The organism is Jejubacter calystegiae (assembly GCF_005671395.1).
Lineage (GTDB): Bacteria > Pseudomonadota > Gammaproteobacteria > Enterobacterales > Enterobacteriaceae > Jejubacter > Jejubacter calystegiae.
On record NZ_CP040428.1, the window covers coordinates 4,679,994 to 4,705,232 of the forward strand.

22 protein-coding genes are annotated in these 25,239 nt (G+C 57.0%); 15 read left to right on the forward strand and 7 right to left on the reverse strand.

The genetic code is table 11. The features are described from left to right. The first annotated feature begins 744 nt into the window (after positions 1 to 744). Positions 745 to 1,926 carry a sugar efflux transporter SetB gene (gene setB, locus FEM41_RS21950; RefSeq protein ID WP_138098442.1) on the forward strand — a complete coding sequence of 394 codons (1,182 nt, stop codon included), beginning with the start codon at positions 745 to 747 and terminating at the stop codon, positions 1,924 to 1,926. Here the strand turns inward: setB and FEM41_RS21955 are convergent. Beyond that, on the reverse strand, positions 1,923 to 2,177 hold the full coding sequence (locus FEM41_RS21955) for a YkgJ family cysteine cluster protein (protein ID WP_138098444.1): 255 nt from the start codon (positions 2,175 to 2,177) through the stop codon (positions 1,923 to 1,925). The genes setB and FEM41_RS21955 overlap by 4 nt on opposite strands. A 151-nt stretch (positions 2,178 to 2,328) precedes the next feature. Between FEM41_RS21955 and yeiP the strand changes: the two genes are divergently transcribed. Further along, a complete protein-coding gene (gene yeiP, locus FEM41_RS21960) occupies positions 2,329 to 2,901 on the forward strand; it encodes an elongation factor P-like protein YeiP (RefSeq protein WP_138098446.1) in 573 nt (190 codons plus the stop codon). Positions 2,902 to 3,036: 135 nt separating this feature from the next. Here yeiP and uxuA read toward each other — a convergent pair whose 3' ends face one another. Then, positions 3,037 to 4,227: a mannonate dehydratase gene (gene uxuA / locus FEM41_RS21965; RefSeq protein ID WP_138098448.1), complete on the reverse strand. Its 1,191-nt coding sequence runs from the start codon at positions 4,225 to 4,227 to the stop codon at positions 3,037 to 3,039. A 199-nt stretch (positions 4,228 to 4,426) separates the two neighbouring features. Between uxuA and FEM41_RS21970 the strand changes: the two genes are divergently transcribed. The 9 genes from FEM41_RS21970 to yejF all read left to right on the forward strand — a co-directional run bounded on the left by FEM41_RS21970 (position 4,427) and on the right by yejF (position 16,194). Then, on the forward strand, positions 4,427 to 5,893 hold the full coding sequence (locus FEM41_RS21970) for a mannitol dehydrogenase family protein (protein WP_138098450.1): 1,467 nt from the start codon (positions 4,427 to 4,429) through the stop codon (positions 5,891 to 5,893). 120 nt (positions 5,894 to 6,013) lie between these two features. Next, a complete protein-coding gene (locus FEM41_RS21975; protein ID WP_138098452.1) occupies positions 6,014 to 7,006 on the forward strand; it encodes a CobW family GTP-binding protein in 993 nt (330 codons plus the stop codon). A gap of 62 nt (positions 7,007 to 7,068) precedes the next feature. Then, complete coding sequence (locus FEM41_RS21980) at positions 7,069 to 7,788, forward strand: phosphatase PAP2 family protein (RefSeq protein WP_138098454.1); 720 nt, start codon at positions 7,069 to 7,071, stop codon at positions 7,786 to 7,788. A 404-nt stretch (positions 7,789 to 8,192) separates the two neighbouring features. Further along, positions 8,193 to 8,759: a bifunctional murein DD-endopeptidase/murein LD-carboxypeptidase gene (gene mepS / locus FEM41_RS21985; RefSeq protein WP_138098456.1), complete on the forward strand. Its 567-nt coding sequence runs from the start codon at positions 8,193 to 8,195 to the stop codon at positions 8,757 to 8,759. A gap of 225 nt (positions 8,760 to 8,984) precedes the next feature. Beyond that, the gene (locus FEM41_RS21990; protein ID WP_421804578.1) at positions 8,985 to 10,556 is read left to right on the forward strand and encodes a cyclic di-GMP phosphodiesterase; all 1,572 of its coding nucleotides are present in this window, start codon (positions 8,985 to 8,987) and stop codon (positions 10,554 to 10,556) included. Between the two features lie 124 nt (positions 10,557 to 10,680). Then, entirely contained in the window at positions 10,681 to 12,486 is a 1,806-nt protein-coding gene (locus FEM41_RS21995) for an extracellular solute-binding protein (protein WP_138098458.1), read from the forward strand. A gap of 8 nt (positions 12,487 to 12,494) precedes the next feature. Then, positions 12,495 to 13,592: a microcin C ABC transporter permease YejB gene (locus tag FEM41_RS22000; RefSeq protein ID WP_138099300.1), complete on the forward strand. Its 1,098-nt coding sequence runs from the start codon at positions 12,495 to 12,497 to the stop codon at positions 13,590 to 13,592. After that, positions 13,589 to 14,614 carry a microcin C ABC transporter permease gene (locus FEM41_RS22005; RefSeq protein WP_138098460.1) on the forward strand — a complete coding sequence of 342 codons (1,026 nt, stop codon included), beginning with the start codon at positions 13,589 to 13,591 and terminating at the stop codon, positions 14,612 to 14,614. Before FEM41_RS22000 ends, FEM41_RS22005 begins: the two co-directional genes overlap by 4 nt. Positions 14,615 to 14,616: 2 nt before the next feature. After that, complete coding sequence (yejF, locus tag FEM41_RS22010) at positions 14,617 to 16,194, forward strand: microcin C ABC transporter ATP-binding protein YejF (protein WP_138098462.1); 1,578 nt, start codon at positions 14,617 to 14,619, stop codon at positions 16,192 to 16,194. 7 nt (positions 16,195 to 16,201) lie between these two features. Here the strand turns inward: yejF and FEM41_RS22015 are convergent, their stop codons facing one another. From FEM41_RS22015 to rsuA, 3 genes are all read right to left on the reverse strand, one after another. Continuing rightward, positions 16,202 to 16,552, reverse strand: a complete 351-nt coding sequence (locus FEM41_RS22015) for a YejG family protein (protein WP_138098464.1) — start codon at positions 16,550 to 16,552, stop codon at positions 16,202 to 16,204. 351 nt (positions 16,553 to 16,903) lie between these two features. Then, positions 16,904 to 18,088: a Bcr/CflA family multidrug efflux MFS transporter gene (locus FEM41_RS22020; protein WP_138098466.1), complete on the reverse strand. Its 1,185-nt coding sequence runs from the start codon at positions 18,086 to 18,088 to the stop codon at positions 16,904 to 16,906. Between the two features lie 16 nt (positions 18,089 to 18,104). Next, positions 18,105 to 18,812, reverse strand: coding sequence for a 16S rRNA pseudouridine(516) synthase RsuA (gene rsuA / locus FEM41_RS22025; protein ID WP_138098468.1), 708 nt, complete (start codon positions 18,810 to 18,812; stop codon positions 18,105 to 18,107). A 173-nt stretch (positions 18,813 to 18,985) separates the two neighbouring features. On the opposite strand from rsuA, the gene radD reads away from it, so the two are divergent. After that, positions 18,986 to 20,746, forward strand: a complete 1,761-nt coding sequence (gene radD / locus FEM41_RS22030; RefSeq protein WP_138098470.1) for a DNA repair helicase RadD — start codon at positions 18,986 to 18,988, stop codon at positions 20,744 to 20,746. A gap of 7 nt (positions 20,747 to 20,753) precedes the next feature. Here radD and leuE read toward each other — a convergent pair whose 3' ends face one another. Continuing rightward, positions 20,754 to 21,395 carry a leucine efflux protein LeuE gene (leuE, locus tag FEM41_RS22035; RefSeq protein WP_138098472.1) on the reverse strand — a complete coding sequence of 214 codons (642 nt, stop codon included), beginning with the start codon at positions 21,393 to 21,395 and terminating at the stop codon, positions 20,754 to 20,756. Between the two features lie 241 nt (positions 21,396 to 21,636). Here leuE and rplY point away from each other — a divergent pair, with 241 nt between their 5' ends. Further along, on the forward strand, positions 21,637 to 21,921 hold the full coding sequence (rplY, locus tag FEM41_RS22040; protein ID WP_138098474.1) for a 50S ribosomal protein L25: 285 nt from the start codon (positions 21,637 to 21,639) through the stop codon (positions 21,919 to 21,921). A 57-nt stretch (positions 21,922 to 21,978) separates the two neighbouring features. On the opposite strand, the gene yejK is transcribed toward rplY, so the two are convergent. Continuing rightward, the gene (gene yejK, locus FEM41_RS22045) at positions 21,979 to 22,983 is read right to left on the reverse strand and encodes a nucleoid-associated protein YejK (RefSeq protein WP_138098476.1); all 1,005 of its coding nucleotides are present in this window, start codon (positions 22,981 to 22,983) and stop codon (positions 21,979 to 21,981) included. A 195-nt stretch (positions 22,984 to 23,178) separates the two neighbouring features. On the opposite strand from yejK, the gene FEM41_RS22050 reads away from it, so the two are divergent. Both FEM41_RS22050 and yejM read left to right on the forward strand, forming a co-directional pair. Further along, a complete protein-coding gene (locus FEM41_RS22050) occupies positions 23,179 to 23,406 on the forward strand; it encodes a YejL family protein (RefSeq protein WP_138098478.1) in 228 nt (75 codons plus the stop codon). Positions 23,407 to 23,425: 19 nt separating this feature from the next. Beyond that, positions 23,426 to 25,192: an LPS biosynthesis-modulating metalloenzyme YejM gene (gene yejM / locus FEM41_RS22055; protein ID WP_138098480.1), complete on the forward strand. Its 1,767-nt coding sequence runs from the start codon at positions 23,426 to 23,428 to the stop codon at positions 25,190 to 25,192. The last annotated feature ends 47 nt before the right edge of the window (positions 25,193 to 25,239 follow it).

Here is a 25,239-nt window from a genome sequence, read left to right on the forward strand (position 1 = left end):
GGCGGCCCAGTATCCACAACGCTTCGTCGTCCGCTACCGAGACGGTCATCAGCAGGGCAACGGGCTGCCCGTTCACCAGAAATGGCTCCCGGGGGCGACTGATGGCTACGGCGCTGACGAGATTACCGTCCAGACTGTCATTAAGCCAGATGCCCTGGCCCAGATTATTGGGATGCTGACCGCTGGCACTATGGGCAAAGGCGTCGTCAATCGCCCCGCGCGCCTTCAGCATGCCGATATTCAGGGCCTGAAGCACTGCAAGATCGCGGGTTTCCGCATCCAGTAGCAGGGTATCGGCATCCAAAATTAACTGACTGTGCGGCCTCTTTTCCATCAGCGTTCTACGCACTCCGCCAACCCGATGGAGAGCACCCGACACCTTAAGCGCGGCATATTTGCTCCCGTAAAATTGAAACGTTTCAGCTATCGGACCATAAAACAGGACGCCATGCAACCGCTTCCCGTCGGACAGAAGCGCTGAAACGTTTCAAAAAAATGGCCAGATAGTGTCCGCCATTCCCGGAATTCAGGCAAGTTGCAGGCGATATCGACTCACAGAACTTTGAGTTTCAGCACACTTTCAGCCTGCATCAGCACCGCGGGTAGGCGCGGAACAAGGCAGCATCCGCTATCGAAGTGGAATGCCGTTTTGATTTTTGATGCCGCTTTTGATTTTAGTGACTGTTTATTTATCTTCAAGCCCGCTACACTGCGCGCGTTAATTCACCAACTCAAACATTTCCCATGCAATCTGACTCTACCTTGCCGCGTTCAGGCCCGGTCAACCTGACGTCGGCGGCGTTCCTGATCGTCGCCTTTCTGACCGGCATTGCCGGCGCACTCCAGACGCCCACCCTGAGCCTGTTTCTGAGTGAAGAAGTTCATGCCCGTCCTGCCATGGTGGGGTTGTTCTTTACCGGCAGTGCGGTTATCGGCATTCTGGTCAGCCAGTTTCTGGCCAGCCATTCCGACCGCCGTGGCGATCGTAAGAGCCTGATTCTGGGCTGCTGCCTGCTGGGGGCGCTGGCCTGCGTCCTGTTCGCCTGGAACCGTAACTACTTTATTCTGCTGTTTATCGGCGTCTTTCTTAGCAGCTTTGGCTCTACGGCTAACCCACAAATGTTCGCCCTGGCCCGGGAACACGCGGAGCGCACCGGGCGCGAAGCGGTAATGTTCAGCTCTATCCTGCGCGCCCAGGTGTCGCTGGCCTGGGTGGTAGGACCGCCGCTGGCCTACGCGCTGGCGCTGGGTTTCGGCTTCGAGGTCATGTACCTCAGCGCCGCTGCGGCCTTTATCGTCTGCGGGCTGATCGTTTGGTTTTGGCTGCCGTCGATGCGTAAAGATCCCGCCGCCGGGGCAGGCGTACTGGAAGCGCCGCGCCGCAATCGTCGCGACGCCCTGCTGTTGTTTACCGCCTGTACCATGATGTGGGGCAGCAACAGCCTCTATATCATTAATATGCCGCTCTATATTATCCACGAGCTCAAGCTGCCGGAAAAACTGGCCGGTCTGATGATGGGCACCGCCGCCGGGCTGGAGATTCCCACCATGCTGATCGCCGGTTATTACGCCCGGCGCTTCGGCAAACGCTTCCTGATGCGGGTGGCGGTGGTCGGCGGGCTGCTGTTCTATATCGGTATGCTGACGGTGCACAACCCAATACTGCTGCTGGCTCTACAGCTAATGAACGCTATCTATATTGGGATTCTGGCGGGTATCGGTATGCTCTATTTTCAGGATCTGATGCCCGGTCAGGCGGGCGCCGCCACCACGCTGTACACCAATACCACCCGCGTCGGCTGGATTATTGCCGGTTCGCTGGCAGGCATAGCTGCAGAGATCTGGAGTTACCATTCGGTATTCTGGCTGGCACTGGGGATGATTGCCGTTACCGTCTGGTGTCTGCTGCGTATTCGCGACGTTTAGGGCGCTGTCGCCTGCTCCAGGTGGATAAGATACGCCAGCGCCTGGGTCCGGCTGGTGCCGCACATGGCGGCATCTGGACTCAGGCTGGCGCACACCGCAGGGCGCAGCACAGAGCCAAAGATTTTACAGCGCTGACGCTCGTCGAGCTGTACGCAGGGTACGCCTGCGGGTTTGCCCTGAGGCATACCGGGAATCGGACTGGATATGGAAGGAGCAGTGCAGCAGGCACCGCAGTCGGGGCGACAGTCCATCGGATGGCTCCGGCCAGGGAAACCGCCACTCTAACAGCCCATCCGGCATGGCGCCACTCTCTTTACCCGCCAGAGAATTCACTTGCCTGAATGCCATGCCGCGAGTACCTTGTCGCCATATTTTTATCGCGTTATCGATCAGGATTAATTCATGGCAAGAGCTAACGAAATCAAACGCGGCATGGCCATCAACTACAATGGCAAGCTGCTGCTGGTGAAAGATATTGATATCCAGGCCCCAAGCGCTCGCGGCGCGGCCACGCTCTATAAGATGCGTTTTTCGGATGTCCGTACCGGTCTGAAGGTGGAAGAGCGCTTTAAGGGCGACGATATCCTCGACACTATCGTGCTCAGCCGCCGCCCGGTCAACTTCTCGTACGTCGACGGCAACGAATATGTCTTTATGGATGATGAAGACTACACCCCCTACTCCTTTAACCAGGAGCAGATCGCCGACGAATTGCAGTTTATTCCCGAAGGGGGCATTCCCGGTATGCAGGTGCTGACCTGGGACGGTCAGGTGCTGGCGCTGGAGCTGCCTCAGACGGTGGATCTGGAAATCACCGAAACCGCGCCGGGCATTAAGGGCGCTTCCGCCAGCGCCCGCACCAAACCGGCAACCCTCTCTACCGGCCTGACTATTCAGGTGCCGGAATATCTGGTCACCGGCGAGAAAATCCGTATTCACGTGGCCGAGCGCCGCTATATGGGGCGCGCCGAGTAATCGTCCATAAGAATAAACAAGGAAAATCAATTCATTGATTTTCGGCTGATAACCACAAAGAGGGAAAAACCACGTTTTTCCCTCTTTGTCATCAACCTGACGGGAGGCTCTGCCTCCCGTTTTTTTACCTGCGAATCACAGCAGTTCAGGGAATAGCAGTTTTTTCAGCGCCAGCTCAACGCCGCGCACTTCCGCCAGCCCCTTCAGACGCCCGATAGCCGAATAGCCCGGGTTGGTCTTTTTATGCAGATCGTCCAGCATCTGGTGACCGTGATCCGGACGCATCGGGATCGGGCGCAAATCGCCCGCCGCTTTACGTCGAGACTCCTCAGTCAGAATCGCCTTCACCACCGCGACCATATCCACATCGCCCTGCAGATGCGCCCCTTCATGGAAGGTTTTCGGATTCTGCTCCCGGCAGGTGGCACGCAGATGGGTAAAGTGAATACGATCGCCAAAGGTTTCGATCATATTCACCAAATCGTTATCGGCGCGAACGCCGTAAGAACCGGTGCACATCGTGAAGCCGTTGTAGATGCTGTCCACGGTCTGTTTCATCCACTGCATATCGTCAATGGTAGAAACAATGCGCGGCAGGCCCAGGATCGGGCGCGGCGGATCGTCCGGATGGATAGCCAGGCGAACGCCCGCCTGTTCCGCCACCGGCACCACCGCTTTCAGGAAGTAAGCCATGTTCTCACGCAGCTGTGCCTTATCGATACCGTCATATTCCGCCAGACGGGCACGGAACTGATCGAGGGTATAGCCCTCTTCCGCGCCGGGCAGGCCTGCAATGATGTTGCGGGTTAGCTTGTCGATGTCAGCGGCGCTCATGGCGGCGAAGTAATCCGCCGCCTGGGCGCGCTCCTGCTCGCTATAGTCGGCTTCGGCCCCCGGGCGCTTAAGGATATGCAGTTCAAACGCCGCAAAGGCTATCTGATCGAAACGCAGCGCCTTTGAACCGTCCGGCAGCGTCCAGGCCAGATCGGTACGGGTCCAGTCCAGGATCGGCATAAAGTTGTAGCAGACGGTATCGATGCCGCATTCGGCCAGGTTACGCACGCTCTGCTGCCAGGCGGCGATATGCTGGTCGTAGTCGCCGCTATGGGTCTTGATATCCTCATGAATCGGGATGCTCTCGACCACTGACCAGGTGAGCCCTTTTTCCGCCAGCAGCCGCTGACGCTCGCGGATCTCTTCAACCGGCCATACCTGACCATTAGGGATATGGTGCAGCGCAGTAACCACGCCAGTCGCACCCGCCTGCCGTACATCGTCCAGGGTGACCGGATCATTCGGTCCATACCAACGCCAGGTTTGTTCCATCGCCATTTCCTCGCAAAAGATGTTATACCAATCGATCAACATGCCTACCCTACATGTCCATCTTAATACGTCAATATTCTCCGCCGCATTGGTTGATCTGCTTCACATTCCCCCGATAAATAAGGCACACCAATTTTATTTGTTGTCATATAACTTTACACTGACCATGTTAATCAATGGTTATCGGGAATAACATTTCATGAACACTATCGCCAGCGTCGCGCTACCGTCCGGCGTCCGTCAGCCGGGCTATGACCGCACACAGCTTAAAAGCCGCATCGTTCACCTGGGATTTGGCGCCTTCCACCGTGCCCACCAGGCGCTACTGACCGACAGGGTTCTAAACCAGCTGGGTGGCGACTGGGGCATTTGCGAAATCAGCCTGTTTAGCGGTGATAAACTAATGAGCGCGTTACGCGCCCAGGATCACCTTTATACGGTTCTGGAAAAGGGTCCCCAGGGCAGCGAAGCCATCGTGGTGGGCGCCGTTCACGAATGTCTGAATGCCCGGCTCGATGGCCTCTCCGCCATTATTGAAAAGTTCTGCGAGCCGCAGGTCGCCATTGTTTCGCTCACCATCACCGAAAAGGGCTACTGCATCGATCCGGCCAGCGGCCAGCTCGATTTAACGAATGAGCGCATCCGCCACGATCTTGAACATCCGGACCAGCCTCATTCCGCACCGGGCATTCTGGTGGAAGCCCTGGCGCGCCGTCGGGAGCGTGGCCTGGCCCCCTTTACCGTTCTCTCTTGCGATAACATTCCCGACAACGGGCATACGGTCCGCAATGCCGTTCTGGGGCTGGCGCAGCAGCGTGATGCGACCCTGACGACATGGATCCGCGATAGCGTGACTTTCCCCTCTACCATGGTAGACCGCATTGTGCCCGCCGCCACGGATGCGTCGCTTCAGGAGATCGCCGATGCAGTCGGGGTGGCAGATCCCTGCGGTATCTGCGCCGAACCCTGGATTCAATGGGTGGTTGAGGATAACTTCGTGGCCGGCCGACCAGCCTGGGAGCAGGTAGGCGTACAGATGGTACAGGATGTTCTGCCCTGGGAAGAGATGAAGCTGCGTATGCTCAACGGCAGCCACTCGTTTCTTGCCTGGCTGGGCTATCTGGCAGGCTTTGAGACCATTGCCGACTGCATGGCCGATGCCGATTTCCAGGCCGCCGCCCGCCGCCTGATGATGCAGGAACAGGCCCCTACGCTGAATATCCAGAACGTCAGTCTGGACGATTACGCCCGGGGGTTGATCGCCCGCTTTAGTAACCCCGCCCTGCCGCACCGCACCTGGCAGATTGCCATGGACGGTAGCCAGAAGCTGCCGCAGCGTATGCTGAACGGCATCCGCTGGCATCTGGCTAACGGTAGCGACTGGCCGTTACTGGCGCTGGGCGTGGCCGGCTGGATGCGCTACGTCAGCGGCGTGGATGACAGGGGCGAGCCAATAGACATCCGCGATCCGCTGCTGGAGAAGATCGCCAGCCGGGTAGCCCAGAGCAGCGAACAGGAGCGGGTTGCCGCCCTGCTGACGCTCAAAGAGATCTTCGGCGACGATCTGCCCGCTAATCCTGTCTTTGTCGATTCGCTAGAACAGGCCTGGCGCCAGCTCTGTCGCCAGGGTGCCCGCAGCACGGTGGCCGCCACTCTTGCCGGTTAACACCTCTGGCGCGGCGCCCATAACCCGCCGCGCCCTTCTCTTTTCCTCGTTTTTTCGTCAGGATAGGCAGGTTCCCTGTTAGCGGCACTGCCGCCACATCACGACAATCCCGGAGCCCCTGTGACAAAAACCAACCTGATTACCGGCTTTCTTGGTAGCGGTAAGACCACCACCATCACTCACCTGCTGGCAAACAAGCCAGAAAATGAGAAGTGGGCGGTACTGGTAAACGAATTTGGCGAGATCGGCATTGACGGCGCCCTGCTGGCAGACAGCGGTGCGCTGTTAAAAGAGATCCCTGGCGGCTGCATGTGCTGCGTCAACGGCCTGCCCATGCAGGTAGGACTCAATACACTGCTGCGTCAGGGGCGCCCGGATCGCCTGCTGATAGAACCCACCGGGCTGGGCCATCCGAAGCAGATCCTGGATATGCTTACCGCCGATGTCTATGAACCCTGGATCGATCTGCGAGCCACTCTGACGCTGCTCGATCCGCGTCAATTGCTGGAACAGCGTCTGCAAAACGATGAGAACTTCCGCGATCAGCTGGCCGCCGCCGATATAATTATCGCCAATAAGGCCGACAGGCAGGACGAGGCCAGCCGCGCAGCTCTGGAGGCGTGGCTGAGTAGCAATCTGGCGGGACGCAAAGCCATTACCGTCAGCCAGGGCCAGATCGATCCCGCCTTGCTGGATAGCCCACGCCATAATCTACGCACGTTGCCCGCAAGCGAAAGCCACAGTCACTCCCACCCCGCTTCCCGCGGACTGGCGGCCCTGAGCCTGGCTTCTCACCAGCGCTGGCGCCGCAGCCTTAACAGCGGACAGGGTCATCACGCCTGCGGCTGGATCTTCGACGAAGAGACCCGCTTCGACACCATTGGCCTGCTGGAATGGGCGCGGCTGGCGCCGGTAGATCGGGTAAAGGGCGTAATGCGCATTCCCGAAGGGCTGGTTCGCATCAATCGCCAGGGTCAGGATTTTCATATCGAAACCCAGAATGTCGCCCCGCCAGACAGCCGTATCGAAATCATTCACAGCGCGGAATGCGACTGGAATCAGCTACAACAGGATCTGTTGAAGCTTCGTTTACCTGACGACAATCAGCGTTGATGCTTCGTTTACGCGCCAGCCGTTAGCGTATTTCCCACCAGCTATTCACTGGTGGGAAACCAATGACTCGCCCCAACACTCTTCACATTCTGTTACTGAACGCACTGGGACTGGTGCTGTTCTTTTCGTGGTATCTGCCCCCGGACCATGGGTTCTGGTTCGCGATTGACGCCGGTATTTTCCACTACTTTAACGCCGGGCTGGTTAACAGCCGCGCTTTTCTGTGGCTGGTGGCTATCACCAACAACCGGGCCTTCGATCTCTGCTCGCTGCTGTGTATGGGCCTGCTGATGCTGAGCTACTGGCAGGGAGCGACCGCCCGTGAGCGCCGCCATATCTTTATTATGGGTCTGACCATGCTGCTGACCGCCGTGGTGCTGAACCAGCTGGGGCAGCGCATTCCGGTAGAGCGCCCAAGCCCGACGCTGACTTTTGAGCATGTGCATCGGGTCCGGGATCTGCTGCCCATCTCGACCAAGGATGCCTCGCGCGACAGCTTCCCCGGCGACCACGGTATGATGCTGCTAATCTTCGCGGGCTTTATGCTGCGCTACTTCGGACGCCGGGCCTTCGTGACGGCGCTGGTTATTGTGGTTGTCTTTTCATTACCGCGTATGATGAGCGGCGCACACTGGTTTACCGATGTCTTTGTCGGTTCATTATCCGTGGTATTGGTTGGCCTGCCCTGGTGTCTGATGACCTCATTAAACGATAAGATTATTCTCTGGTTTGATCGCCATCTTCCTGGCAAATACAAACAAGCCAGCAACATTTCAAGCTAATTAATTCAACATAAATTTCATAAATTGCCGGGAATAATTCCCGGCAATTTCCCCGTGTTATTTGTTGAAATTGATAACAGATTCCTCATCTGTTCATAAAACCCTCGCAACGACGTTTTTTTAACCACCAGCACGCTGTCAAATTTGCTAACATTTACGGGCAAACCATCACAAAACTTATCGCAAAACAGACGTAAAACCCCTCGCCAACCGGTGTTTGATCGGGTAATCTTTCTTTCGTTTTATCGCCGGAGTTTCGGGGCCCCTGAATAATAAAAATGTGCGCTACGCCACAGTTTTATTATTCCAGATTTGTCTCATTCCCGTTCGATACTTATTCTCAGCACGTTTGGCATTTTTCATAACGACATTGTCGTTAAGGACATCAAGGGATCAAAAACACAATGGTCACATCTCAACCAATTTTGAGATATATCCTGCGGGTGATACCTGCAGTCGCGGTGGCGGCCGTGCTCTCGGCCTGTAGCTCCACCAATACCGCAAATAATACGCATACACCTTCAACCACCGGCAGCGATAACGGATTCTTACTCCAGACCTCTCAGGATGAATTCGAAAGCATGGTTCACAATCTGGATATTAAATCCCGTTTGATGGATCAATATGCCAGTTGGAAAGGGGTTCGCTACCGACTGGGGGGCGATACCAAAAGAGGCGTTGATTGTTCCGCATTTGTTCAACGCACGTTCCGTGAGCAGTTTGGTCTTGAACTTCCCCGCTCGACATCCCAACAAAGAAGCAGTGGCACTCCCGTTTCCCGCAGTAAATTGCGCACCGGCGATCTGGTTCTGTTCCGCGCGGGTTCCACCGGTCGTCACATTGGCATCTATATCGGTAATAACCAATTTGTTCACGCTTCCACCAGCAGCGGCGTTATGATTTCCAATCTTGACCAGCCTTACTGGAACAAGCGTTATAATCAAGCAAGACGGGTTTTAACCCGCAGTTAAGATTATTCCAGTCCCTTGATACCTTCTCAGGGAAAGAGAAAGAAAAAAACGCTGCCGGGCAGCGTTTTTTTTATGGCTACACTATGATGATCATGACCAGAAAAACCATTTAGCAGCAAAATACTATGGATGCTTTTATTAACATGAGTGACTATTTCCGCATGTAAAAGCATGCTTCTTTTTAGTCTGGGGCTAAAATAAAGCCGAATCAGACAGACGTTTAATTTGGTATCTAACGTGCCCGGCAGAAAAATATTCGACCATTACTTTTCAACACCCAAAAGAATCGCTGTATTAAGCCTTCTTATTGGTCTGTTCTGCGCTCTGACAGCGGGTTCCCTGACCGCCAGCTGGCTATATCACAAACGCCAGGCCAGCTACGATGTTCTGACCCAGGACATTCGCGGTTATATGGAGGCCTTCTTTGGCGAGCTGGGCGCCACGGCCCAGGCCATTCAGCCACTAACCATGACGGACTGCGGGAATATCGTCTCACAGCTGACCTCCCATGCTGCCTTTAACGTTAACGTACGTGCCTTTTTACTGGTGAAGGAAGGCGCCGCCTACTGCTCTTCCGCCACGGGGCATATGAATATGCCTCTAAAACAGATGGCGGCGGGTATCGATATTAATAAAGCGGTGGATCTGGCGATTATGGAAGGCACCCCCATGCTGCCGAACAAGCCCGCTATCGCCGTCTGGTACCGCAATCCGCTGGTGCCGGATCGTGGTATTTTTACCACCCTGAACGTCAACCTGACCCCCTATCTGCTCTATACCGAACGCCAAAAAGACGTTAACGGTATTGCGCTGGTAGTCGGCGATAAAGCGCTGACCACCCTCTCTCCGCGGGTTATTCCTGTGGATCAGTTGGGGCCCCACCCCACCCGGGTCACCGACCTCGATGGCTATCCGATGTCGCTATGGCTGTATGGCGATATCCTGACTACTGAGGATATCCAGCTCAGTCTGCTGGCGGGCCTGGTCGTGGGGCTAAGCGGCGGGCTGCTGTGTAGCCTGATACTGATGATGCGACTGCGTAACGGCAGAGAGATCCAGACGGCGATACGCCGTAATCAGTTCCATATTGTCTGGCAGCCGGTCATCAAAGCGCCAGAGATGAAATTCACCGGCGTTGAAGTGCTGATGCGCTGGGCGCACCCCAGCGCGGGAGCTATCTCTCCGGATGCCTTTATCGCCTGGGCTGAGGCCCGCCAGCTTATTGTACCGCTGACCCGCCATCTGTTTACCCTTATCGCCCGGGACGCGCCGCGCTTAAGCCAGGTTCTGCCGGCCGGTAGTAAGCTCGGCATTAATCTGGCTCCCAGCCACCTGCATGCACCGGAGTTTAAGCAGGATATCCTCGATCTGGTGGACGCTCTGCCGCCCAACCATTTCCAGTTGGTCTTCGAAATCACCGAACGCGATATGCTGAATGAAAACGAGGCCAGCGACGTTTTCAACTGGCTGCATCAGCAGGGCTTTGAAATCGCGGTGGACGACTTTGGCACCGGCCATAGCGCCCTGATCTACCTGGAGCGCTTTAAGCTCGACTACCTGAAGATCGACCGTGGTTTTGTCAGCAGTATCGGTATGGAAACCGTCACCACGCCGGTGCTGGACGCCGTTATCGCCCTGGCAAAACGTCTGGATATGACGACCGTCGCCGAAGGGGTCGAAACCCAGGAGCAGGCCCGCTGGCTGGTTGATCAGGGAGTCAACTATCTACAGGGCTATCTGTTCAGTCGCCCGCTGCCCATCGGGGAACTCATCGAATGGCAGGCACGGCAGGATTAATTTCACAATCCGGTCCCAGTAAATTATTATCAAAGCACTGGTTTTTCTTAGTCCTGCTCGTCGTTTGCCTCAGGAAAAGGCGGTTTCGGCGGTGCTTTTCCTGATAAAAGGATTGCTGACGACGATGTTTGTGCGCCTGTTCGTCCTGTTGCTTAGTCTGATAAGTAGTTCTGTCATCGCACAGGAGATTGATGAAAGCTACGCGTTTTCCGTACTCGGAGAGCCTAAATACGACGTCGATTTCAACCATTTCGATTACGTAAATCCCGCCGCGCCTAAGGGCGGCAGCATCACCCTGTCAGCGATTGGCACCTTTGATAATTTCAACCGCTATGCGCTACGCGGCAACGCGGGTATCCGCACCGGCGAACTGTACGACGCGCTGTTTGCCACCTCAGATGATGAGCCAGGCAGCTATTATCCGCTGATCGCCGAAAAGGCGCGCCACCCGGAAGACTTCGCCTGGACCGAAATCAGCATTAATCCCCGGGCCCGATTCCACGACGGCAGCCCCATTACCGCCAAAGACGTGGAATACACCTTCCATAAATTTATGACCGAAGGCGTGCCTCAGTTCCGCATCTACTATAAAAGCGTGAAGGTCAAAGCGATTTCCCGGTTAACCGTGCGTATTGAACTGCCTAAGCCCAGCAAGGACACCATGCTGAGCCTGTTTACCCTGCCGGTGATGCCGGAAAAATTCTGGCGCCATCACAATCTGGGAGAACCGCTCTCCAGACCGCCGCTGTCCAGCGGGCCCTACCGCCTCAGCGCCTGGCGTATGGGGCAGTACGCCATCTTTAGCCGGGTTAAAGACTACTGGGCCGCCGACCTGCCGGTGAACCGCGGACGCTGGAACTTCGATACCATCCGCTACGACTACTACCTGGATGACAATGTCGCCTTCGAAGCCTTTAAAGCTGGCGCCTTCGATTTTCGGGAAGAGCCCAGCCCCAAAAACTGGGCTACCCGCTATGTGGGCAAAAATTTCACTAATCACCATATCGTGCGCGAAGAGCAGGATAACAATTCGGCCCAGAACGCCCGCTGGCTGGCCTTTAACGTCAAACGCCCGATATTCGCCGACCGCCGGGTGCGTGAGGCCATCACCCTGGCGTTTGACTTTGAGTGGATGAACAAGGCGCTGTTCTACGGCGCATACAGCCGTACCAACAGCTATTTCCAGAACACGGAGTACGCCGCCCGCGGCTACCCTCAGGCCGACGAACTGACGCTGCTGGCGCCGTTTAAGAAATCGCTGCCGCCTGAGGTGTACAGTCAAATTTATCAACCCCCTGTTTCCCGGGGCAACGGTTTCGATCGCGATAACCTGCTGAAAGCGCTGGCGCTGCTAAAAGCCGCGGGCTGGGAGCTCAAAGGCGGCAAACTGGTCAACGCCAAAACCGGTAAACCCTTCGCCTTTGAGCTGCTACTGGCCAGCGGCGCCAATAACCAGTGGGCGCTGCCTTTCAGCCATAGCCTGGAACGGCTGGGCATTCAGGTGAACGTACGCCAGGTGGATAACTCCCAACTGACCAACCGCCTGCGCAGCCGCGACTTCGATATGATGCCGACGGTCTATCGCGCCATGACGTATCCCAGTTCCGATCTCCAGATTATCTGGGACTCCGCCTTTATCGATTCCACCTGGAATACCCCGGGCGTTCAGGATCCGGTGGTGGATAAACTGATTAGCCAGATAATCGCCCACCAGGGCAATGAGCAGAAACTGCTGCCGCTGGGACGGGCGCTGGACCGGGTGCTGACGTGGAATTTCTATATGCTGCCCATGTGGTATATGGCCTCTGACCGCCTCGCTTACTGGGATAAATTCTCCCACCCGCAGATTCGCCCCCGCTATTCGCTGGGTTTCGATAGCTGGTGGTATGACATTAACAAAGCCGCGCGCCTGCCGGCGGAACGACGCTGAGGATTATGATGAGCGCCTATCTTATCCGTCGACTGCTGCTGGTGATCCCCACTCTGTGGGCCATCATCACGCTGAATTTCTTTATTGTTCAGGTCGCGCCTGGCGGACCGGTGGATCAGGCAATTGCCGCCATTCAGTTCGGCCAGGAGCCTGGAATGCCCGGCGTTACCGCCAGCGGCGGTGGTGCCAGCCACGCCCATACCGGTATCGCCCACCCGGGGGAAAACCAGTACCGCGGCGCCCGGGGGCTGGATCCGGAAGTTATCGAAGAGATCACCAAACGCTACGGCTTCGACAAACCGCTACACCAACGCTACTTCAAAATGCTCAAGGATTATCTGAGCTTCGACTTCGGCAACAGCCTGTTCCGCAGTGCCTCGGTGGTGCACCTGATTAAAGAGAGCCTGCCGGTGTCTGTCTCGCTGGGACTATGGAGCACCCTGATTATCTACCTGGTGTCGATTCCACTGGGGATACGCAAAGCGGTCAGCAACGGCAGCCGCTTCGATATCTGGAGCAGCGCGGTGATTATTGTCGGGTACGCCGTACCCTCGTTCCTGTTCGCCATTTTGCTGATTGTCTTCTTTGCCGGCGGCAGCTGGCTGGATATCTTCCCGCTACGGGGTCTGGTCAGCGCCAACTTCGACAGCCTGCCCTGGTATCAGAAAATTACCGACTATCTGTGGCATATCGCGCTACCGGTACTGGCTACCGTGATTGGCGGTTTCGCCTCGCTGACCATGCTCACCAAGAACTCGTTCCTTGATGAGATCCGTAAACAGTATGTGGTGACCGCCCGGGCCAAGGGGCTGGATGAAAAGCGTATTCTGACCAGACACGTGTTCCGTAACGCCATGCTGCTGGTTATCGCCGGTTTTCCGGCGGCCTTTATCAGCATGTTCTTCACCGGTTCGCTGTTGATTGAGGTGATGTTCTCTCTTAACGGTCTGGGGCTGCTGGGCTATGAGGCCACCGTTTCCCGCGATTATCCGGTCATGTTCGGCACCCTGTATATCTTCACCCTGATAGGCCTGCTGCTGAATATCCTCAGCGACCTGACCTATACCCTGGTCGATCCACGTATTGATTTCGAGGGGCGTTCATGAGCCGTCTTAGTCCCGCCAACCAGGCGCGCTGGGCGCGCTTTCGTCAGAACCGCCGCGGCTACTGGTCGCTGTGGATCTTCGTCGTGATTTTCGTACTCAGCCTGTTTTCTGAGCTTATTGCCAATGACCGACCGCTGGTGGTGCATTACCAGGACCGCTGGTACTTCCCGGTGGTGACCGACTATCGGGAAAGCGACTTCGGCGGGCCGCTACCTACCCGCGCTGACTACCAGGATCCCTGGCTACGTCAGAAGATTGAATCCCAGGGCTGGGTACTGTGGGCGCCCGTTCGCTTTGGCGCTACCAGCATCAATTTCGCCACCGACCGGCCCTTCCCCTCGCCCCCTGCTCCCGGAAACTGGCTGGGTACCGATGCCAACGGCGGCGACGTGCTGGCGCGTATCCTCTACGGCACCCGTATTTCGATTCTGTTTGGCCTGATGCTCACGCTCTGTACCAGCGTTATCGGCATTCTGGTGGGGGCACTCCAGGGCTACTACGGCGGACGGGTTGACCTCTGGGGCCAGCGGGTGATCGAAGTCTGGTCCGGCATGCCGACGCTGTTTCTGATTATCCTGCTGTCAAGCGTGGTACAGCCCAACTTCTGGTGGCTGCTCGGTATCACGACGCTATTTGGCTGGATGAGTCTGGTGGGGGTGGTGCGCGCCGAATTCCTGCGCACCCGCAATTTTGACTATATCCGCGCCGCCCAGGCGATGGGGGTTAGCGATGGTGCCATTATTCTGCGCCATATGCTGCCTAACGCCATGGTGGCCACCCTCACCTTCCTGCCGTTTATTCTTAGTGGATCCATTACCACGCTGGCTTCGCTCGACTTTCTGGGCTTTGGCCTGCCGCTGGGTGCGCCGTCCCTCGGTGAGCTGCTGTTACAGGGCAAGAATAACCTTCAGGCGCCCTGGCTGGGGATTGCCGCCTTTCTGTCGTTGGCGATTCTGCTGTCGCTGTTGATCTTTATTTTCGAAGCCGTGCGCGACGCCTTCGATCCATCCCGGGGACGTTAACCATGACTACGCCGCTCCTGTCGATAGACCAGCTTTCCATCGCCTTTGGACAACAGCGGGTGGTGGAGGATCTGTCGCTGTATGTCGAAGCGGGCCAGACCCTGGCGCTGGTGGGGGAATCCGGCTCAGGCAAAAGCGTCACCGCCCTTTCGGTGCTGCGCCTGCTGCCCACGCCGCCTGCCAGCTATCCGTCCGGCGAGATCTTTTTCCACGGCCAGCCGCTACTGCATGCTCCGGAAAGCGAACTGCGCGCCATTCGCGGCAACCGCATCGCCATGATCTTTCAGGAGCCCATGGTGTCGCTCAACCCGCTGCACAACGTGGAAAAGCAGCTCTATGAGGTGCTATCGCTGCACCGCGGTATGCGACGCGAACCTGCGCGCGCCGAAATTATCACCTGCCTGGAGCGGGTGGGGATCCGCAACCCGAAGCAGCGACTCAACGATTTTCCGCATCAGCTTTCCGGCGGCGAACGCCAGCGCGTGATGATCGCCATGGCGCTACTGACTCACCCTGAACTGCTGATTGCCGACGAACCTACCACCGCGCTGGATGTGACGGTTCAGGCCCAGATCCTCTCCCTGCTGCGCGAGCTGCAAAAAGAGTTGAATATGGGAATGCTGTTTATTACCCATAACCTGAATCTGGTGCAGCGGCTGGCGGACGACGTGGCAGTGATGCGCCGCGGACGCTGCGTGGAGCGTAATTCCATGCCTCAGCTGTTCGCCGCCCCCGCCCATGACTATACCCGCATGCTGCTGGCGGCAGAGCCGTCTGGCGATCCTGAGCCGTTCGATACGCAGCAACCGCCGCTGCTGCAGGTAGAGAACCTGGAAGTGGCTTTTCCCATCCGCCGCGGACTCCTGAAGCGTACCGTCGGCCACCATTACGGTATTCGCAATCTGAGCTTTACCTTGCGTCCGGGAGAGAGCATCGGCCTGGTGGGCGAGTCCGGCTCCGGTAAAAGTACCTCCGGTCTGGCGCTGCTGCGCCTGATCCACGCCAGTGGAACCATTGTGTTCGACGGTCAGCCGCTACACCAGTGGAACCGCAAGCAAATGCTACCGGTGCGACGCCGCATCCAGGTGGTGTTTCAGGATCCCAATTCGTCTCTGAATCCCCGTCTGACGGTGCAGCAGATTATTGAAGAGGGGCTGAGGGTACATCACCCACAGCTGGATGCTGCGGGGCGCGAAGCGCGCACCGTCACCGCTATGGAAGAGGTGGGGTTGGATCCGAAGACCCGTCACCGCTATCCATCGGAGTTCTCCGGCGGCCAGCGTCAGCGTATCGCCATTGCCCGCGCCCTGATCCTTCAGCCCGAACTGGTTGTCCTGGATGAACCCACCTCTTCGCTGGACAGGACCGTACAGGCGCAGATCCTGGCGCTGCTGAAGAGCCTTCAGCGTAAGCACCGGCTGGCTTATCTGTTTATCAGTCACGATCTGCAGGTGGTGCGCGCGCTTTGCCACCAGGTGGTGGTACTGCGGCAGGGAGAGGTCGTGGAACAGGGAGACTGTCAGCGAATCTTTAACGCGCCAGAGACGGACTATACCCGTCAGTTACTGGCGCCCGACTGACGCAAGCTTAGAAGGGCGCGGTGGCGGAAAAATGTTCAGCGATAGCGACGCCGCAGTTCTTCAGGCGGCAGGTGGTGGCATATTCGTCCTGGCAGCGCACAAACAGGCAGGGCTCCCCTTCACATTCAAGGATCGAACTCTCAACGTCGATATCGCTCAGGGCCAGGCTCAGGTTACGCATCACCGACCAGGCCTTATCGCCGTTTGGGCTCAGGAGTTTAAGTCCCACCAGGCTGTTATCTTCGCACATGCCGTTTGGCGTGGGCGGAATCGGTTCAACACTGGAACCTGCTAAACCGGCGGCCCAGCGATAGCTATTGGGCAGGCGGTGGATGATGGAAAGCTGTAGTGTGTTCAAACTGAAGTCCCCGGAAGTACCGTTATTCATATAATTATTGCACAAAGGTTAACATAATGTTGTTGAACATTGCATCAACCTGGTCCCCCTCTTCCCTCTTTCATCGCACAGAATGACCGTAAAACTTCGGTCGTTGCGGGGATAGTTTATGTGACAGGGGTCCATAATTTTGGGCTATATGTACCCTGTTATGGGATCTAACTCAACTTTTTTTACTACAAAGATGTGACTTTTATCATCCCATAACGTTACAAAAGCTAAACAACTATATCAGCTTTACCGGTAACTTTGTTGATGTGGATTAAGAAACCGGGCGCCAGATGGCGCCCGATTAAGCAGTCTGCCCCGCCGTTAGCGGCGGCTGGCGTAGCGATAGAAGAGAATTGACAGGGTAGCGCACAGCGCCATTGAGCAGATCATCGGCCAGGCGGAATGGAAATCCACCAGCGCCAGCAGCGCGCCGGTAATGGCGCCAATCCCAAAACGGAAAGTCCCCGCCAGCGACGATGCGGTACCAGCCATATGGGGAAATTCGTCGAGTATCACCGCCATCGCATTGGATGACACCAGCGACACGCAGCTGATAAACGCCGCCACGCCCAACACCATGGACCAGAAGCCCACTCCGGCAATCTGCGTCGCCACCAGCCACAGAGCCATGGCAAACTGCACAAGCAGCCCGAAGCGGAACATATTCACCGCCCCTGCCCTGCGAACAAAACGGCTATTGATAGTGGTCATCACAATCAGGAACAGTATGTTAAGCGCAAAGTAGTAACCGAAATGTTGCGCCGGAACCTGATTCAGTTCGATATAGACAAAAGGCCCGGCGCTCAAAAACGAGAACATCCCCGCAAAGCTAAAGCCGCTGGCCAACATATAACTCAGCGCTCGCTTGTGGCGAAACAGGGTCGCGAAATTCCCCAGGGTGGTACGAATATGAAACTTCTGGCGTCGCTCCTGGGGCAGGGTTTCGTCGATCAGGAACATGATCATCAACGACGCTACCAGCGCGGTGGCCGCCAGGATCCAGAAGATCGCATGCCAGTTGAACCACACCAGCACCGCTCCCCCCATCATTGGCGCCATCAGCGGCGCCACGGTGGTCACCAGCATCATAAAGGACATCATGCGCGAAAACTCATCACGGGAGTATGTGTCGCGCATCAGGGCATTGATCACCACACTGGCGGAAGCCGCAGCCAGACCGTGCAGGAAACGCATGCCGATCAGCATACCAATCGTCTGAGACAGCGCGCAGGCCACCGCCGCTACGGCGAAAAACAGCGTGCCTCCCAGAATCACCGGTTTACGCCCCAGGCTATCGGACATGGGGCCATATAGCAGCTGACCGATGGCGAACCCCAGAATGTAGGTGCTGAGAGTCATCTGGGCACTGCCGCCTGATACGCCAAATTCCCGGGCGATACCCGGTAGCGCAGGCAGATACATATCGATCGACAGCGGCATTAACATGGCCAGCAGGCCGAGGATAAAAACGATCCCCAGTGAGGAGTTTTTCCCGGTGGTGGTCACTGATGTTCTCCTGATATTAACGCGGCGGAAGCCCGACGCTGGCGATCTCTTCTTCGGTCAGGGGGCGATACTCACCCGGCCCCAGTTCAGGATCGAGCTCGATAGCGCCGATACGCTCGCGATGCAGCGCCACCACGTGGTTACCCACGGCGGCAAACATCCGCTTCACCTGGTGATAGCGCCCTTCGCTGATGGTCAACAGCACTTCGGTAGGGGTAATAACCTCCAGCTGTGCCGGCCGGGTCGGCGCTTTCTCGCCATTCAGTTCCACCCCTTCGGCAAACTGATGGGCGACATCCTCCGCCAGCGGCGATTCCAGGGTCACCCGGTACGTTTTGTCGCAGTGGTGGCGCGGCGAGGTAATCCGGTGTGACCACTGGCCGTCGTCGGTCATCAGCACCAGGCCGGTAGTGTCGATATCCAGCCGCCCGGCGGCGTGTAGCTCGTGGGCCACCGGCTCATCCAGGAAGTAAAGGATTGTCGGATGATCGGGATCTTCAGTGGCGCAGACGTAGCCCTGAGGCTTGTTCAACATAAAGTAACGCGGGCCGCTCTGCTGAATCAGAGGATTGCCATCAAAGGCTACCTGATGTTCCGGCTGGAGCTTAAATGCCCCGTCTTTGACCACATTGCCGTCAACGGTTACCCGCTGAGCGCGGAGCTCCCGCCCCGCAATGGCGCGGCTGACGCCCAGTTGCCGGGAGATAAATTTATCGAGTCGCATGAAATTGTTATGCCTGTCTGTTACAGATTCCGGCCACTGCGGCGCGGATACAAGAAATGATCAATCAATGGGTCAGTATAGCGATCTCGCGCCTTCGGTAAAAGCGGCGGAAAACCCCATTTTGTCGCGGTGTTATGGCATAATGCCGCTATGTTTCACCCGAAGCCTGCGCTATGACTTTTTGTTTACGTCCCTATCAGCAGGAGGCGGTCGCCGCCACGCTGAAGCATTTCCGCCATCACGACGCTCCCGCCGCCATCGTACTGCCCACCGGAGCCGGTAAGAGCCTGGTTATTGCCGAACTGGCAAGACTGGCCCGCGGCCGGGTGCTGGTACTGGCTCACGTTAAGGAGCTGGTGGCCCAGAACCACGCTAAATACTGCGCTCTGGGGCTGGAGGCCGATATCTATGCCGCCGGACTGCAGCGTAAAGAGAGCCTGGGAAAAGTGGTTTTCGGCAGCGTTCAGTCAGTGGCCCGTAACCCTGACCATTTCAGCGCAGAGTTTTCACTGCTGATTATCGATGAGTGCCACCGCATCAGCGACGATAGCGAAAGCCAGTACCAGCAGATTATCAGTCATCTGAAGAGCGCCAATCCGCGCCTGCGCCTGCTGGGCCTGACCGCCACCCCTTACCGGCAGGGTTTAGGCTGGATCTATCAGTTCCACTACCACGGCATGGTTCGGGGCGACGAAAAGGCGCTGTTTCGCGACTGCATCTACGAACTGCCGCTGCGCTATATGATTAAGCATGGCTACCTGACGCCGCCGGAACGCCTGGATATGCCGGTGGTGCAGTACGACTTTAGTCGCCTGCAGGCCAGGGAAAACGGGCTATTCAGTGAAAGCGATCTCAACCGTGAACTCAAAGATCAGCGACGAATCACGCCCCATATTATCAGCCAGATAGAAGAGTTCGCCGCCGATCGTCGGGGAGTGATGATCTTTGCCGCCACGGTAGAGCACGCCCGGGAGGTTACCAGCCTGCTGCCCGCCGATCGGGCTCGCCTGATTACCGGCGATACCCCCGGGCCCGAGCGCGATGCGCTTATTGAGGCTTTTAAGCGCCAGCAGTTTCGCTATCTGGTGAATGTCTCGGTCCTAACCACCGGTTTCGATGCTCCCCATGTCGATCTGATCGCCATTCTGCGCCCCACCGAGTCGGTCAGCCTCTACCAGCAGATCGTGGGTCGCGGTCTGCGACTGGCTCCCGGGAAAGAGAACTGCCTGATCCTAGACTATGCCGGTAATCCGCACGATCTCTACGCCCCGGAAGTGGGAGCGCCGCGTAAAAAGAGCGACAACGTCCCGGTACAGGTCTTCTGCCCCGACTGCGGCTTCGCCAATACGTTCTGGGGCAAAACCGCCGCCGATGGCACTGTCATTGAACACTTCGGGCGCCGCTGCCAGGGCTGGTTTGAAGACGACGAAGGTCTACGCGAACAGTGCGGCTACCGCTTCCGCTTTAAGCAGTGCCCCAACTGCAATGCCGAAAACGACATCGCCGCCCGGCGCTGCCATCAGTGCGATCAGGTGCTGGTAGACCCCGACGATATGCTAAAAGCGGCCCTAAAGCTTAAAGACGCGCTGGTGCTGCGCTGTAGCGGGATGACGCTGGAGAACGGCAGCGATGCCAAAGGCCCGTGGCTAAAGGTGACCTACTATGACGAAGACGGCGCCGACGTTAGCGAACGCTTCCGGGCCAGCAGCCGGGCCCAGCGCACCGCTTTCGAGCAGCTGTTTATCCGCCCCCACAGCCGGGCACCCGGCGTTCCCCTGCCCTGGCTGACGCTGGACGAGGTAGTGGCGCAGCAGCAGGCGCTGCGTCACCCGGACTTTGTGGTGGCCCGTAAGAAAGGCGCCTGGTGGCAGGTACGGGAAAAGATTTTCGACTATCAGGGGCGGTTTCGCCGCGCCAATGAACTGCGCGGCTGAACCACAATCAGGACTGCAGGCTGGCTAATCGCGCCGCAAAACCGACAAACAGCATACCGGTCAGGGCATTGCCCAGCTTCACCAGCCGGGTACGAGTGCGCACATACTGGGTCACGAAGGCACCGGAAAAGATCAGGAAGGTCAGATAGCCAAAGCTAATCAGCTCCAGTACGCTGGCCAGAATAAAGAATGCCATGCCCGGATGCGCGGCCTTCACGTCGATAAACTGCACAAAGAAAGAGACGTAGAACAGGATAGCCTTGGGATTGGTCAGGCTCAGCACCAGCGAACGGCGCAGAATCGCACCACCCGGAACCGCCCCACTCTGATCTGATGCCTGCCCTTTGAGAATAAAGGTGGCATAAAGCATCTTGCCCCCCAGGTACAGCAGATAGATAGCTCCCAGGTAGCGCACCACGCTAAACAGCACTGGCGTGGTCTTAATCAGGGTTGCCACACCGGCGTAGGCCATAAACATCAGTACCGCATCGCCGACAAAGACGCCGCTGGCCGCAAGATAGCCTTTTTTCACGCCGTGAGCCACGCTGGTTTTTAGTACGAACAGGGTGTTAGGCCCTGGTACCAGCACGATAAATACCGCCCCAAAGAAATAGGTCCAGAAATTCAGTACTCCAAACTCAGCAAACACTTAACTTACTCCAAATCCCTCCGCGTAAGCGGAACCATGACAAATGCCAGACATTGGGCGCAGATGCTACTCCAGATATCTGCCTGTTTAAAGTTACCAGCGTGCTTTTTCCCATCGCGGCGGTTTACGTTGCCGCGGCAGCGCCTTGCCGCTATAATGCAGCCCGCTCTGCAGCCGCAGAGCTGAACATTCGCCTGTTGCTGGGTCGCCTGTAACAGGCTTTATATATAGAGAGACATTCATGTTTACTATCAACGCAGAAGTACGTAAAGAGCAGGGTAAGGGTGCGAGCCGCCGCCTGCGCGCAGCTAACAAGTTCCCGGCAATCATCTACGGCGGCTCGGCTTCCCCGGTTGCTATCGAGCTGGATCACGACCAGGTCATCAACACTCAGAAGGACGAAGCGTTCTACACTGAAGTGCTGACCGTGGTTGTTGACGGTAAAGAAGAGAAAGTGAAGGTTCAGGCTGTACAGCGTCACCCGTTCAAGCCGAAACTGACTCACATCGACTTCCTGCGCGCGTAATCGCCGGGTTGCCGAAAAGAAAAACGCCGCATTGCGGCGTTTTTTTATAGTCTCGATTCAGCCACCGGAAGTACGGCGCTGCAATTGATCGCGCAGGTTTGGCGGCGTCCCTTTAATGGTCAGGGTGTCGGTTGCCGGATCCCAGAAGATACGCTCGCCCAGAAGCATGGCGTCGAAGTTAATGGTCAACCCGCCGCCGCTGCCGGCAAATTTAGTCAGTTGGCGCAGCGTGCTGCGATCCGCCGGAAAGCTCTCTTCCAGTTCGTACCCCTGTTCAGCGGTAAACTCCTGAAAGCTTTTTTCCCCAAAGTTCGGCAGCTCCTGGGACAGGGAAGAAAGTTCAATCTCCTCACCGGCCTGCAGTTGCTCGCTGCAGTAGCTGTAAACCTGCTGACGCACGTTCTGGCGCTCGCCCTTATCCAACTGCGCTTCTGCGGTATAGTCGTCCACCGCCTGTAGCAGCCCGCGGTTCTGGGCTTTGGCATCCAGCCCCGCGCTGGCGCCAAGGAAATCCATAAAGAAATCCGCGACCTTACGCCCTACCCGCCCCTTAAGGAAGGTAAGGTAGCGCGTCGATTCCGGGTTAGTTTCCCATTCGGTCAGATCGATACGCGCCACGATATCGGCGTGGTTGATATCCAGATAGTGCGTGGTGCTGAGATCGAGCTGCTCGTTAACCCGCATGCTACTCAGATTGTTCAGCACCGCCACCATCAGATATTCCACGGCCAGATAGCGATACTGGCAAAACAGGACGATACCGCCGTCAGCGAACGGATATTTCGCCAGTTCGTCACGCAGGCGCCCGGTGGCGGCGCGACTGAAGCCCAGGAAATCCTCTTCACCCTGGCGACACAAACGCAGCGCCTGTGCCAGTTCGCTCTCTTCGCTGAACAAACCATAGGCTTTGCTTTTGGCGCTATAGACCCGGTGTAATTCTGCCATCATCTCTTCTACCGCCGGACCTTCCTGCAGCAGACTGTCCCTCAGAACCAGCTCCAGCGTCTGCTCATCGCGTTTGATCAACTGGTGCAAGGCTATCTGGTCGATATCCAGACTCATGTTAAACTCTCCTGATATGGCTGTATTGCGCCATTATACATAAGCGCCGCTGGCGATCATCGCCGCTGGCGCATAAAGGCGCCGGGTATTCAGCCACGGTTGGCGGTACACTGCAACCGTGATAAAAAAGCGGAAAAAAACCGACGTCTACGGTAAGATGCTCCCTTTCCGGAAACAGACTGATAACTGATTTTTATGCCACAAACATCCCGCTATAGTGACGAACGCGTTGAAGCGCTGCTCAGCGAACTGGTTGAAGTGATTGAAAAACACCGCGCCCCGACCGATCTCTCCCTGATGGTTCTGGGCAATATGGTCACAAACCTGATTAACAGCAGCGTGGCACCCAACCAGCGGCGTATACTGGCCCGCTCCTTCGCCGAAGCGCTGAACTCTTCCATTCACGAAGATAAAGCGCATTAAGGAATAATGTTAACGAGTTATGGTGACTAACCGTCAGCGCTACCGCGAAAAAGTCTCCCAGATGATCAGCTGGGGGCACTGGTTTGCTCTGTTCAATATTCTGGTGGCAATCCTGCTCGGGAGCCGGTATCTGCTGGCTGCCGACTGGCCGGGAACGCTGACCGGTCGCCTGTACTCGTGGTTCAGCCTGGCGGGGCATTTCAGCTTTCTGGTGTTCGCCGCCTATCTGCTGATTCTCTTCCCGCTGACCTTTGTCGTGATGTCGCAGCGCCTGATGCGCTTTCTGTCGGTGGCCTTCGCCACGGCGGGAATGACGCTGCTACTGATCGACAGCGAAGTCTTTACCCGTTTCCATTTACACCTGAATCCCGTGGTCTGGGAGCTGGTTATCAACCCCGATCAGGGAGAGATGGCCCGCGACTGGCAGCTTATGTTTATCGGCGTGCCGGTGATTCTGCTTATCGAGATGCTGTTTGCCACCTGGAGCTGGCAGAAACTGCGCAGCCTCAGCCGTCGCCGTAACCGCTACGGCAAACCGCTGGCTACGCTGTTCTGCGTCTCGTTCTTCACCAGCCATCTGATGTACATCTGGGCCGATGCCAATTTCTATCGCCCGATTACCATGCAGCGCGCCAACCTGCCGCTCTCCTACCCGATGACGGCGCGTCGCTTCCTTGAGAAACACGGCCTGTTGGATGCTCAGGAGTATGAGCGTCGCTTGGTGGAACAGGGCAACCCGGAGGCGGCCGCGGTCCAGTATCCGCTCGGTCCGCTAAACTATCGCGACATGGGCGCCGGTCATAACGTACTGCTGATTACCGTGGATGGGCTAAATTACGCAAGCTTTGAGAAAACCATGCCGCAGCTGGCAAATTTTGCCGGGCAGAATGTCAACTTCACCCAGCATATGAGCCCCGGCAACAACGCCGACAGCGGCATCTTCGGGCTGTTCTACGGTATTACACCCGCCTATATGGATGGCGTGCTCTCATCCCGTACGCCAGCCGCGTTGATTAGCGCGCTGAATCAACAGGGCTACCAGTTGGGGTTGTTCGCCTCCGACGGCTTCGGTAATCCGCTGTACCGCCAGGCGCTGCTTTCCGACTTCTCGCTGCCGCCCGCCCACAATCAGTCGGACGCACAGACCGCCAACCAGTGGATGAACTGGCTGGGTAAATATGCCAACGAAGATAACCGCTGGTTCTCGTGGATCTCTTTTAACGGCACCCGTGTCGATGAACAGAGCAATCAGCAGGACTTCACGCGCCGCTATACTCAGGGCGCGCAAAATGTAGATCGCCAGATTGGTCGCGTGCTGGATGCGCTACAGCGCAGCGGCAAGCTGGATAACACCGTGGTCATCATCACCGGCAGCCACGGCGTGCCGCTGGACAAGCAGCGCGACAGCTTCGGCTGGGCCCGCGCCCGCATTCAGGTGCCGATGGTGATTCACTGGCCCGGTACGCCTGCCCAGCAGGTCACACGCCTCACCGACCATCGGGATCTGATGACCACCCTGATGCAGCGCCTGCTGCACGTGCGGACACCGGCCTGGGAGTACTCTCAGGGTGAAGATCTTTTTGCCGCCAACCGCAACAATAACTGGGTGGTGGGCGCCGACAGCAATACGCTCTCTATCACCACCCCGGAAATGACGCTGGTGCTGGATAACAACGGCAATTACAAGGTCTGGAACCGCAAAGGGGAAGAGCAAAAGCAGGAGCGACCGCAACTTGGCCTGCTGCTGCAGGTACTGACCGATGAAAAACGCTTTATTGCTAACTGATTGATTATTTATAACTCAGTCAGACGGTCTGCCCCTTGCATTCAGCG

Excerpts from the sequence above, each read along its gene's own strand:
- FEM41_RS21955 (WP_138098444.1), bottom strand. The coding sequence starts at position 2,177 with ATGGACTGTCGCCCCGACTGCGGTGCCTGCTGCACTGCTCCTTCCATA.
- yejK (WP_138098476.1), bottom strand. The coding sequence starts at position 22,983 with ATGAGTCTGGATATCGACCAGATAGCCTTGCACCAGTTGATCAAACGC.
- yejF (WP_138098462.1), top strand. The coding sequence starts at position 14,617 with ATGACTACGCCGCTCCTGTCGATAGACCAGCTTTCCATCGCCTTTGGA.
- mepS (WP_138098456.1), top strand. The coding sequence starts at position 8,193 with ATGGTCACATCTCAACCAATTTTGAGATATATCCTGCGGGTGATACCT.
- FEM41_RS22000 (WP_138099300.1), top strand. The coding sequence starts at position 12,495 with ATGAGCGCCTATCTTATCCGTCGACTGCTGCTGGTGATCCCCACTCTG.
- FEM41_RS21970 (WP_138098450.1), top strand. The coding sequence starts at position 4,427 with ATGAACACTATCGCCAGCGTCGCGCTACCGTCCGGCGTCCGTCAGCCG.
- FEM41_RS21995 (WP_138098458.1), top strand. The coding sequence starts at position 10,681 with ATGTTTGTGCGCCTGTTCGTCCTGTTGCTTAGTCTGATAAGTAGTTCT.
- yeiP (WP_138098446.1), top strand. The coding sequence starts at position 2,329 with ATGGCAAGAGCTAACGAAATCAAACGCGGCATGGCCATCAACTACAAT.
- rplY (WP_138098474.1), top strand. The coding sequence starts at position 21,637 with ATGTTTACTATCAACGCAGAAGTACGTAAAGAGCAGGGTAAGGGTGCG.
- yejM (WP_138098480.1), top strand. The coding sequence starts at position 23,426 with ATGGTGACTAACCGTCAGCGCTACCGCGAAAAAGTCTCCCAGATGATC.
- uxuA (WP_138098448.1), bottom strand. The coding sequence starts at position 4,227 with ATGGAACAAACCTGGCGTTGGTATGGACCGAATGATCCGGTCACCCTG.
- FEM41_RS21980 (WP_138098454.1), top strand. The coding sequence starts at position 7,069 with ATGACTCGCCCCAACACTCTTCACATTCTGTTACTGAACGCACTGGGA.
- radD (WP_138098470.1), top strand. The coding sequence starts at position 18,986 with ATGACTTTTTGTTTACGTCCCTATCAGCAGGAGGCGGTCGCCGCCACG.
- rsuA (WP_138098468.1), bottom strand. The coding sequence starts at position 18,812 with ATGCGACTCGATAAATTTATCTCCCGGCAACTGGGCGTCAGCCGCGCC.
- setB (WP_138098442.1), top strand. The coding sequence starts at position 745 with ATGCAATCTGACTCTACCTTGCCGCGTTCAGGCCCGGTCAACCTGACG.
- FEM41_RS22050 (WP_138098478.1), top strand. The coding sequence starts at position 23,179 with ATGCCACAAACATCCCGCTATAGTGACGAACGCGTTGAAGCGCTGCTC.
- FEM41_RS22005 (WP_138098460.1), top strand. The coding sequence starts at position 13,589 with ATGAGCCGTCTTAGTCCCGCCAACCAGGCGCGCTGGGCGCGCTTTCGT.